The organism is Halomonas sp. B23F22_10, assembly GCF_043496975.1.
Taxonomy (GTDB): domain Bacteria; phylum Pseudomonadota; class Gammaproteobacteria; order Pseudomonadales; family Halomonadaceae; genus Halomonas; species Halomonas smyrnensis.
In genome coordinates this window covers 513451-523612 of sequence record NZ_JBIEKF010000002.1, presented here as the reverse complement: position 1 = coordinate 523612, position 10162 = coordinate 513451, and the positions used below count along the sequence as shown (strand labels likewise).

Sequence of the window (10162 nt, the reverse complement as noted above, 5' to 3'; positions counted from 1 at the left end):
CGATGAGAGATGAAGAGCGCTGTGTGGGCGTCGTCGTCGTGCGTCATGGCCTGACGAGCCGGGTCTGTGAAGAGGGAGAGCGTCGATGAGAGATGAAGAGCACTGCGTGGACGTCGTCGTCGTGCGTCATGGCCTGACGAGCTGGAACCGTGAGCGCCGCTATCAGGGCCATCGCGATATCCCGCTGCTGCTGCCGGAGGCCGAGCCGGACCTCGACCGGCTGCGCGAGGCGCTGGCCGACGTCGCCTTCGATGCCGTGCACTGCAGCGACCTGACCCGCTGCCGCCAGACCCTGGCCCATGTGCTCGAAGGGCGAGCCGACGCCGCGCCGCGCCTCGATGCCCGGCTGCGCGAACTGGCCTTCGGCGACTACGAGGGCCGGACCTGGGCCGAGCTCAAGGACGATCCCGACTATCGCGCCTGGGTCGACAGCCAGGGCCGGCTGGCCACGCCCGGTGGCGAGTCCGCCGACGATCTGTGGGCGCGGCTCTCGGCCTGGCTCGAGGAGGTGATGGCCGAGGCGCGGACGGCGGGCCATCGCCGGGTGCTGGCGGTCAGCCACGGCGGCGCCATCCGCGAGCTGCGCCGGCGCCTCGAGGCGGCGGATTTCTGGGACGGCGTGGTCGGCCAGGCCCAGGGGCGGCGTTTCACGTTCACACTCGAGGAGGACGGCTGGTCATGCAGCTCTTCATCGGCGGTGCCTGCGCCGGCAAGCGCGATCTCGTAGCGGCGCGTTTCCCCGACGCCGGCTGGACTCGGATCGACGAGCTGGGGCTCGACGGCCGCGAACATGACCTGCGCCCGGGCACGGTGCGGGTGCTGACCGGCTGGACGCGCTGGCTGGCAAGCGCGCTGGCCACGGAGCCCGATGACGACCGGCTGCGCGGGCGGCTGGTCGCGGCGCTCGACGCGCTGAGGGACGCCGAGCGCGAGGCGAGGGGGGAGGTCGTGCTGATCCTGCCCGAGATGGGCCGCGGCATCGTGCCCATGGACCCGGCGGACCGGCGCCTGCGCGACCTGGCCGGCTGGCTGGCCCAGGACGCCGCCGCCCGCGCCGACGCGGTCTGGTACGTGCGTCATGGGTTGGCGCGGAGATTGTGAGGGCCTTGCTCCGGCCCCAGAGACATCACTCGGGGCTTTCCCGGCGACAGGTCTCTGAGGGGCGCTGTGAACCCATCCTTGGGCGCTACTTTTGCCCTGCGGCGCTCTCGCATCCTGCACCGCTTGCAGGGCCTGGGTTGGCCATCCTGGCCAACCCGTTCGGCGGAATCCGCCTCACCCATGGCAAAAACCCCCTCTACGACCTGTCCCCGGCGCCCCTCACCTCGTGCCAACATCTCCATGCCGCGTTGACGCCCCGGTAGGCGATTGCTAGCTTACGCCGCACTCTCAGGTGACCCGGAAGCCTGCCCTGGCAGGCCCGGGTAAACGGGAAGTCGGTGATCCAGTCCGACGCTGCCCCCGCAACGGTGATCGAGTCAGCCACCGCCACATGCCACTGTGCCACGCACGGGAAGGCGGCGGTGACGAGGCGCACAGGCGCCTGCTCGTCAGCCCGGAGACCGGCCCGGGAGCCCACGCCGCGACACGCAAAGCAGTCTCGCGGCTCGATAACAACCGAGACGCCGTGCGGGTGAGCACGGTGAGCAAGGACTCCCATGAACAAGTCCCATCCCTCCCGCGGCCTGGCGTTTGCCCTGGCCGCGCTGCTGCTGGCCGTCCAGGCGCAGGGTCATGCTTCCGCCGCCGATGACGCCGCCGCCGAGACCCTCAATCCGCTGGTGGTGACCGCCGCCCTGGCGCCGCGCACCGCCGACGAGAGCCTGGCCTCGGTCACCGTGATCGACGAGGCGCAGCTGCGCCGTCAGGACCCCACCGACATCACCGATGCGCTGCGCGCCCAGCCCGGGGTCGACGTGACCTCCAGCGGCGGCTTCGGCAAGAACACCGGCGTCTACCTGCGCGGCACCGGCAGCGAGTCCACGCCGCTGATGATCGACGGCATCCGGCTGCGCTCCGCCACCGCCGGCGGCCCAGCCTGGCAGTTCCTCGAGCCGCGCCTGTTCGAGCGCGTCGAGATCGTGCGCGGCCCCCGCGGCAGCCTCTACGGCGCCGACGCCGTGGGCGGCGTGGTCCAGCTGTTCACGCCCGAGGGCGAGGGCGAGCCGACCCCGCGCATCACGCTCGGCGGCGGCAGCTTCGATACCCGCCGCGCCAGCGCCTCGCTGTCCGGCCGCGAGGGTGGCACCCGCTACTACGTGGCGGCCAGCCGGCTGGAGAGCGACGGCTACGAGATCGTCGACGGCCAGGGCGACAAGGGCTACGACAACACCACCGGCCTGATGCGCCTCTCGCATGCGTTCGCCGGCGGCGCCGAGCTGGGCGTGTTGGCGCTGCGGGCGCGCGGCAACACCGAATTCGTGGGTGGCAACACCGACTACGTTCAGCAGGTGGCCGGCGTCTACGGCGAGCTGCCGATCACCGAGGCCTGGCGCAGTCGCCTGACGCTCAGCGAAGCCCGGGACGAGAGCGATAATATCGACGACTTCGGCGATTCGGTGATCGATACCCGTACGCGCACCGCGCGCTGGGAAAACACCCTGGCCGTCGGGCCTCATGAGCTGGTCGCCGGCGCCGAATATGCCCGTGACGACGTCGATGCGACCACCGCCTATGACGAGGACAGTCGCGACAACACGGCGGTCTTTGCTCAGGCGCTGCTGGACTTCTCGCCGCTGAGCGTTCAGGCCTCGCTGCGCCACGACGACAACGAGGCCTATGGGGAGGAAACGACCGGCAGCCTGGCGCTGGGCGTTGCGCTCGACGATATCCATACCCTGCGCGCCAGCTACGGCACCGCCTTCCGCGCGCCGACCTTCAACGAGCTCTACTATCCCGGCTATGCCAACCCCGACCTCGACCCGGAGGAGTCCCGGAGCATCGAGCTCGGGCTTCGCGGCCAGCTCGGTCGTGGTTTCTGGGACCTATCGCTCTATCGCACCGAGATCGATGACATGATCGCCAACGTCTATCGCGATGGACGCTCGGCGCCGTTCAACGTGGAGCGGGCGCGGATTCGCGGCGTCGAGCTCGCCACCGGTGCCGATGTCAATGACTGGACGCTGCGCGCGGCCCTGACCTACACCGATCCCGAGAACCGCGAGACCGGCAAGCGCCTGATACGCCGTGCCTCGCGCAGCCTGCGACTCGACGCCGACCGTGCGCTGGGGGACTGGACGCTGGGTGGCTCGCTGATCGCTCAGGGCGAGCGCTACAACGATGCCGCCAACGACGAGCGCCTCTCGGGCTTCGCTACTCTCGATCTGCGCGCCGGATGGAACTTCGCGCCGGGCTGGTCGACGCGCCTGACGCTGGAAAACGTCTTCGATCGCGAATACGTCACGACCTATGACAGCTTCAATGACTATGGCTATCGCGATGCCGGCCGCGCGGCCTTTGTCAGCGTGAGTTTCAGCGGCTGATGTCGGTCTGGCGACACCCGGCGCGGCTGGCCGTCGTGGCCATGCTGTGGCTGACGACGGGGACCTATCACGCTCACGCTCAGGCTCAGGCCGATGAGCCGATCTGCGTCACCGATGACGCCGAGCGCGAGGTCTGCCTGGACACGCCGGCGACGCGCATCGTGGCGCTGTCGCCCGGCGTCACCGAGCTATTGTTCGCCGCCGGCGCCGGCGAGCGAGTGGTGGGAGCGGTGAGCTTCAGCGACTATCCCGCCGCGGCCGAGGCGCTGTCCCGGGTCGGCAGCTACGACCGCCTCGACCTCGAGGCGCTGCTGGCCCTCGACCCCGACCTGATCGTGGCCTGGGCCGGCGGCAATCCCCGCGAGCAGGTCGAGCGCCTGGCCGCCCTCGGCCTGCCGGTGTATTTCTCCGACGCCGGCGACTTCGCCACCATCGCCACGAGCCTTGCGCGCCTCGGCGCGCTGGCCGGCAGCGAGGCGCGAGGCCGGGCCGCGGCCGACAGGCTGCGCGGCGAGGTGGCCGAGCTGCGCAGCCGATACGCCGACGCCGCCCCGGTGTCGGTCTTCTACCAGGTCTGGGACGAGCCGCTGATGACCGTCAGCGGCGAGCACTGGATCAGCCGGGCGCTGTCGCTGTGCGGCGGCGAGACCCTGTTCGCCGACGAGGGCCCGCTGGTGCCGCGCATCGGCCGCGAGGCCGTGCTGGCCCACGATCCCGAGGCGATCATCACCGGCGGCATGGGCAAGGCCGATTCCACCTGGCTCGAGGCCTGGCGCGACTTTCCCGAGCTTGCCGCGGTGCGCCGCGACAACCTGTTCTTCGTCGACCCCGACCTGGTCCAGCGCGCCACGCCGCGGCTGGTCGAGGGCACCCGGGCGCTGTGCGCCCATCTGGAGGCCGCCCGTGAGCGGCGCTAGGTCGCGCGGTCTGTCGCCCGGCCTGTCGCCACGGTGGCGCCACCCGCTGTTCTGGCTGGCGTTGGCCGCGCTGCTGTCCCAGGGGCTGGCGCTGTCCCTCGGCAGCGTGGCGATCGGCCCGGGCGAGCTCGTCCGGGTGCTGACCGGCGGCGGCGAGGCGCTGCATCGCACCCTGGTGCTGGAGCTGCGCCTGCCCCGGGCGCTGGCGGCCTTCGGCACCGGCGCGCTGCTGGCCATGGCCGGGGCGCTGATGCAGATCCTGCTGCGCAACCCGCTGGCCGATCCCTACGTGCTGGGGCTCTCCGGCGGGGCCTCGGTGGCGGCGCTCGCCGCCATGCTGGCCGGGCTCGGCGCCGCCCTGGTGGGCGGCGCGGCCTTCGCCGGGGCGCTGGCCTCGACGCTGATCGTGTTCGGCCTGGCCCACGGCGGCGGCAGCTGGACGCCGACCCGGCTGCTGCTCACCGGGGTGGTGATGGCCTCGGGCTGGGGCGCGCTGATCAGCTTCCTGCTGGCGGTCAGCCCGGTGGAGCGCCTGCCCGGCATGCTCTACTGGCTGATGGGCGACCTGGCCTACGCGGGCAGCCCCTGGCCGGTGCTGGTGATGGTCGCGGCCGCGCTGGCCGTGGTGCTGCCGCTGGGACGCACGCTCAACGTGTTGGCCCGGGGCGGGCTGCAGGCCGCCGCGCTGGGCGTGGCGGTGCGGCCGCTGGAGTGGGCCCTCTACCTGCTGGCGAGCCTGGTCACCGCGGTGGCGGTGACCACCGCAGGCAGCGTCGGCTTCGTCGGCCTGATGGTGCCGCACATGCTGCGTCTGCGGCTCGGCAACGACCAGCGGCGCATCCTGCCGGCGAGCCTCCTGGCCGGCGGCACCCTGCTGACCCTGGCCGACACCCTGGCGCGCACCCTGATCGCCCCGCAGCAGCTGCCGGTGGGCGTGATCACCGCGATGATCGGGGTGCCGACCTTCCTCTTCCTGCTGCAGCGGAGCCGGCGATAATGGGCCCGAAAGAGCTGGGACTGGAAGCGAGGGGCCTGGTGATCGACGTGCCGGGGCGGCCGGACGGTCGGGCGCTCGATCTCGCCATCGCACCCGGCCAGCGCTGGGGCGTGCTCGGCCCCAACGGCGCCGGCAAGACCACGCTGCTGCATACCCTGGCCGGGCTCCGGCCGCCGCGGGCGGGGGAGGTGCGCCTCGGCGGGCGCGGGCTCGCGCACTGGCGGCGCCGCGCGCTGGCGCGGCGGCTGGGCGTGGTGTTCCAGGAACGCCACGACGACTTTCCGGCCACGGTACGCGAGACCGCCCTGATCGGCCGCCATCCGTTCCTCTCGCCCTGGCGCCAGGAAGGCCCCGAGGATCACGCCCGCGCGGCGGCGGCGCTGGAGCGCCTCGAGCTCTCGCACCTGGCCGAGCGCGAGCTTTCGACGCTCTCCGGCGGCGAGCGTCAGCGGGTCAGCCTGGCCACGGTGCTGACCCAGGCGCCGGACGTCTGGCTCGCCGACGAGCCCACCAATCACCTCGACCTGCATCACCAGGTGGCGGCGATGGCGCTGCTCGCCGAGCAGGCCGACCGCGGCCACGGCGTGATGATGTGCCTGCACGACCTCAACCTGGCGGCGCGCTGGTGCAGCCATCTACTGCTGCTCTATCCCGACGGCGAGGCCTGCTGGGGGGAGGCGCAGGCCATGCTGACGGTCGAGGCCCTCGAAAGCCTCTATCACCAGAAACTGATGTGTGTCGAGGTCGACGGGGCGCCGGTCTTCGTGCCGACCCGCTGACTCAGTCCTTGTTCAGCTTCTTCAGCCGCTGCGTCGCGAGCTGGTTGGTCTTCATGCGCTCCGGGCGCTTCATCGACTGCCAGCGGGTGATCTCCTCGGTGGTGCGGCCGCAGCCCACGCACAGCCCGCCCTTCAGCTGGCAGATCGAGACGCAGGGGCTCTCGATGCGCTTGGCCATCAGTGCCGCTCCAGCACGGCCAGCCGCCGCTCCCAGTCGCCGCCGTGCAGGCGGCGGCACTCCTCCTCGCTGTCGGCGTCCAGATGGGCGTCGATGTCGCGGACATCCACGTCCACCTCGAACAGGGCGGCCTCGGTGAGCTCGCGCATGCGGCGGCGGCCATCGCCCTTGAGCGCGCGGGCCAGGTCGTCCTGGGTCTCGAACACCCAGACCACCCGCAGGCTGTCGGGGAAGCGGCGGTAGTCCACCAGATGGGTCAGCCAGGCGAAGCCCGGCAGCAGCGGCTTGGCGGTCTCGCAGGCGTCGGTCAGGGCCTGGGTCAGGCGGCGTTCCATCTGCCGGCTGGCTTTCTTGTCGAGCATGTGGGGCTCTCCCGTGTCGTGTGGCGAGGCAGGGTTGCGATCTACAGGGCGCGGCGGAAGCGCAGCACCGGTCGACCCTGTTCGGGATCGTCGAGGAAGTCGGCATGCACGCCGAAGGTGCGGCGCAGTCGCTCGAGGGTCAGCACCTCCCGGGGCGGGCCGATGTCGACGAGTCGGCCGCCGTCCATCACCCCGATGCGGTCGCAGTCCATGGCCTGGTCGAGGTCGTGCAGGGCGACCACCACGGTGATCGGCAGCCGCCGCACCAGGCGCAGGATCGACAGCTGGTGGCGGATGTCCAGGTGGTTGGTCGGCTCGTCGAGCAGCAGGGCGCGGGGCCGCTGGGCCAGGGCGCGGGCGATGTGCACGCGCTGGCGTTCGCCGCCGGAGAGGGTGTGCCACAGGCGCTCGGCCATCGCCTCGAGGCCGACCTCGGCCAGGGCCCGGTCGACGATGGCGTCGTCCTCCTCGGTCCAGGGGCTCAGCGGCGACAGGAAGGGGGTGCGTCCCAGCGCCACCGCCTCGCGCACCTCGAGGCGGTCGAGGGTGTCCGCCTGCTGCTCGACGAAGGCGATGGCGCGGGCGATCTCGTGAGGCTTCATGGCGTGCATCGGTCGGCCGTCGGCCAGCGCTCGGCCGATCTTCGGCCGCCGCAGCCCGGCCAGCACGCGCAGCAGGGTGGTCTTGCCCGAGCCGTTCGGGCCGACCAGGCCGAAGGTCTCGCCCGGTTCCACCGTCAGGCTGACGTCGTCCAGCAGCCGGCGGCCGTGGACCCGCCAGTCGACGCGTTCGGCGCAGAGCCTCATCGCGTCTTCGCCCCGCGGATCAGGATCAGGGCGAAGGCCGGGGCGCCGATCAGCGCCGTGACCACGCCGATCGGCAGCACCTGGCCGGCCACCAGGGTGCGCGAGAGCACGTCGGCGCCGATCAGGAAGACCGCCCCGGCCAGCGCCGAGGCGGGCACCAGCCGGGTGTGGCGGCTGCCGACCAGGAAACGCATGGCATGGGGAATCACCAGCCCGACGAAGCCGATGGCGCCGACCATCGACACCATGGCGGCGGTGACCAGCGCCATGGCGGCGATCAGCACCCCGCGCACCCGGCGCACGGGGATACCCAGCGAGGCGGCGCTGTCGGCGCCGAAGGTGAAGGCGTCCAGGGCGCGACGGTACCACAGGCAGATCGCCAGGCCCGCCAGGGCGGCGGGCAGCCCCAGGGCGACGTCGCCCCAGCGCACGCCGGAGAGGTTGCCCATCAGCCAGAACATGATGCCGCGGGCCTGCTCGGCGCTGGCCGACTTGGCGATGATCAGCGCGGTGAGGGCGTTGAACAGCTGCGAGCCGGCGATGCCGGCGAGGATGATGGCCCCGGCGGACTGGGTCGCACGGCCGCCGCCGGTGCCGCTGCCGGCGGCGTGGGCCAGCACCACTACCAGGCCGAAGGCCAGGCCGGCGCCGGCGAAGGCGCCCAGCGACAGCGTCAGGGTGCCGGCGCCGAGGCCGAGGATGGCCACCGACACCGCGCCGGTGGAGGCGCCGGCGGAGATGCCCATCAGGAAGGGGTCGGCCAGGGGGTTGCGCAGCAGCGCCTGCAGCACCACGCCGGCGAGCGCCAGGCCGGCGCCGCAGCAGGCGGCGAGGACCGCCCGGCTCAGGCGGTATTCCCAGACGATGCCCGCATCGATGCGATCCACCGCGAAGGCCGCGCCACCGAGATGGTTGGCCAGCACCCTGAGGATGGTGTCGAGCGGAATCGCGGTCTCGCCGATGGCGGTGCCCGCCATCACCGCGGCGAACAGCAGCAGCGGTGCCAGCCAGCCCCAGTGCCAGGCGGAGCGCGAGACGCTCACCCGGGCCATGGAGGGGCGCGACAGTCGAACGGCGCCACTCATCGCGTGAAGGACATCCCGGACAGGGCATCCACCAGCGACTCGAGGCCGTGGATCGTGCGCATCGTCGCACTCATGGCGTGGGCATCCATCTCGATGATGTGGCCGTTTTTCACCGCCGACATCCGGCTCGCCACGGGATCGTGGTGCAGGAAGTCGCGCTTGGCCTCGACGCTGTCCGCCGCATAGCGGCGGCGATCCATGGTCGCGATCACGATGAGGTCCGGGTCGGCGCGGGCGATCGTTTCCCAGCCCACGGTGGGCCATTCCTCGTCGGAATGGATGACATTTCTGATGCCGATCTTGTCCATCATGTAGCCGGGAGCGCCGAGCCTTCCGGCCACAAAGGGATCCGATGAACCGTCGGGGGAGGAAAACCAGAAGACCGCCGAAAGATCGTCGGGGAGCGACAGCGATTCGGCACGGGAGATGGCCTTTTCCTCGCGCTCTTTCAGCTCGTCGATCAGCTCGTCGCCGGCATCATCGACGTCGAAAATGGTGGCCAGTTCCCGGATGCCCTTGTAGACCGAACCGGTGGAGAAGGCGGCGGTACGGGTGCCGTCTCCCCCGGTGGCATTGTCCTTGGTATCGCAGTCGGCGGGCAGGATGTAGGTGTCGATGCCGAGATCCTGGAACTGATCGCGGGTCGACACGCTACCGGTGGGACCGACGTGCCATTCGTACTGGGCCGCGACAAGGTCCGGCCGCTTGTTCACGACCGCTTCGAAGCTCGGGTCATTGTCGGCGATGCGCTCGATATCGGCATTGGCTTCGCGGAATTCCGGCAGCACCGGCGTGAACCAGACCGAGGTGCCGACGACGCGATCGTCGAGCCCAAGCGCATAGAGGATTTCGGTCGCCGACTGACCGACGCTGACGGTGCGATCCGGCACCTCATCGACGTGAATTTCTCGGCCGCAATTCATCATCGTCAGCGGATAAGGCGTCGCCTCCGCCATGGCAGATGACGCCGGAATGAGCGAGAGCACTGCGAGTAGTCTGCGAGCGAGAGTCATGCGTCGGTGTCCAGGTGGGGGAGGGAAAGAGGCTGCCGGCGACGGGAGATTGCCACGACTTTCGAGGCGTTTTCCACTCCTATCGACGCCCGTGTCCATGCCCGCAACAACGAGAGGTCGACGATGCGTGCGCGAGGCTTTTTTGCGAAAATATTAAGTTATGTTATAACATAACAAAATTGATCGGCAAGGGCTTTGATCGCCGCCGCGGGGCGAGTGCGTGGTCGATTGCGCGGGACAGGTCCGGTCCATTACGATACTTGTTCGAAGACAGGTGCCCCTGAGGTCCAGGGGATAATCGGGAAGTCTGGTGAGGCCACGGCCGATCCCAGCGCTGCCCCCGCAACGGTAAAGAAGCGCGATCCGCGACGACCACTGGCGACATGCCGGGAAGGTGCGGGTCAAGGCACGACGCCCACGGCCATGCCCCGGCGAGTGCCCCTTCTGAGCCCGGAGACCGGCCTGTCGCGTCGAGTCATTCCATGCCGGTGCGGTGGGCACCGAGAGGATCAACATGCCCGTGTTCGTCGATTCCCCCTCCCG

11 protein-coding genes and 2 riboswitches are annotated in these 10162 nt (G+C 70.7%); of the genes, 6 read left to right on the top strand and 5 right to left on the bottom strand.

What is annotated here, in order from left to right:
- The first annotated feature begins 85 nt into the window (after nt 1-85).
- From ACGTNF_RS06550 to ACGTNF_RS06525, 6 genes are all read left to right on the top strand, one after another.
- The gene (locus ACGTNF_RS06550; RefSeq protein WP_394600996.1) at nt 86-727 is read left to right on the top strand and encodes a histidine phosphatase family protein; all 642 of its coding nucleotides are present in this window, start codon (nt 86-88) and stop codon (nt 725-727) included.
- Nucleotides 679-1101: a bifunctional adenosylcobinamide kinase/adenosylcobinamide-phosphate guanylyltransferase gene (locus tag ACGTNF_RS06545; RefSeq protein ID WP_394600995.1), complete on the top strand. Its 423-nt coding sequence runs from the start codon at nt 679-681 to the stop codon at nt 1099-1101. Before ACGTNF_RS06550 ends, ACGTNF_RS06545 begins: the two co-directional genes overlap by 49 nt.
- Before the next feature lie 286 nt (nt 1102-1387).
- Nucleotides 1388-1573, top strand: a riboswitch (cobalamin riboswitch).
- Nucleotides 1574-1658: 85 nt separating this feature from the next.
- Nucleotides 1659-3482, top strand: a complete 1824-nt coding sequence (locus ACGTNF_RS06540) for a TonB-dependent receptor domain-containing protein (RefSeq protein WP_394600994.1) — start codon at nt 1659-1661, stop codon at nt 3480-3482.
- On the top strand, nt 3482-4399 hold the full coding sequence (locus tag ACGTNF_RS06535) for a cobalamin-binding protein (RefSeq protein ID WP_394600993.1): 918 nt from the start codon (nt 3482-3484) through the stop codon (nt 4397-4399). The genes ACGTNF_RS06540 and ACGTNF_RS06535 overlap by 1 nt, the downstream gene beginning before the upstream one ends.
- Nucleotides 4386-5396 (top strand): FecCD family ABC transporter permease, encoded by a 1011-nt coding sequence (locus ACGTNF_RS06530; RefSeq protein ID WP_394600992.1) that lies wholly within the window; start codon nt 4386-4388, stop codon nt 5394-5396. Before ACGTNF_RS06535 ends, ACGTNF_RS06530 begins: the two co-directional genes overlap by 14 nt.
- Nucleotides 5396-6175: an ABC transporter ATP-binding protein gene (locus ACGTNF_RS06525; protein ID WP_394600991.1), complete on the top strand. Its 780-nt coding sequence runs from the start codon at nt 5396-5398 to the stop codon at nt 6173-6175. The genes ACGTNF_RS06530 and ACGTNF_RS06525 overlap by 1 nt, the downstream gene beginning before the upstream one ends.
- A 1-nt stretch (nt 6176) precedes the next feature.
- On the opposite strand, the gene ACGTNF_RS06520 is transcribed toward ACGTNF_RS06525, so the two are convergent.
- The 5 genes from ACGTNF_RS06520 to ACGTNF_RS06500 are packed head-to-tail and all read right to left on the bottom strand — an operon-like array spanning nt 6177 to nt 9619.
- On the bottom strand, nt 6177-6353 hold the full coding sequence (locus ACGTNF_RS06520; RefSeq protein ID WP_016853833.1) for a DUF1289 domain-containing protein: 177 nt from the start codon (nt 6351-6353) through the stop codon (nt 6177-6179).
- Nucleotides 6353-6715 (bottom strand): hypothetical protein, encoded by a 363-nt coding sequence (locus ACGTNF_RS06515; RefSeq protein WP_035592514.1) that lies wholly within the window; start codon nt 6713-6715, stop codon nt 6353-6355. The genes ACGTNF_RS06520 and ACGTNF_RS06515 overlap by 1 nt, the downstream gene beginning before the upstream one ends.
- 41 nt (nt 6716-6756) lie before the next feature.
- Complete coding sequence (locus ACGTNF_RS06510; RefSeq protein WP_394600990.1) at nt 6757-7521, bottom strand: ABC transporter ATP-binding protein; 765 nt, start codon at nt 7519-7521, stop codon at nt 6757-6759.
- The gene (locus ACGTNF_RS06505) at nt 7518-8573 is read right to left on the bottom strand and encodes a FecCD family ABC transporter permease (RefSeq protein WP_394601080.1); all 1056 of its coding nucleotides are present in this window, start codon (nt 8571-8573) and stop codon (nt 7518-7520) included. The genes ACGTNF_RS06510 and ACGTNF_RS06505 overlap by 4 nt, the downstream gene beginning before the upstream one ends.
- A 29-nt stretch (nt 8574-8602) precedes the next feature.
- A complete protein-coding gene (locus ACGTNF_RS06500; RefSeq protein WP_394600989.1) occupies nt 8603-9619 on the bottom strand; it encodes an ABC transporter substrate-binding protein in 1017 nt (338 codons plus the stop codon).
- A gap of 255 nt (nt 9620-9874) precedes the next feature.
- A riboswitch (cobalamin riboswitch) is annotated at nt 9875-10099 on the top strand.
- Nucleotides 10100-10162 lie beyond the last annotated feature (63 nt).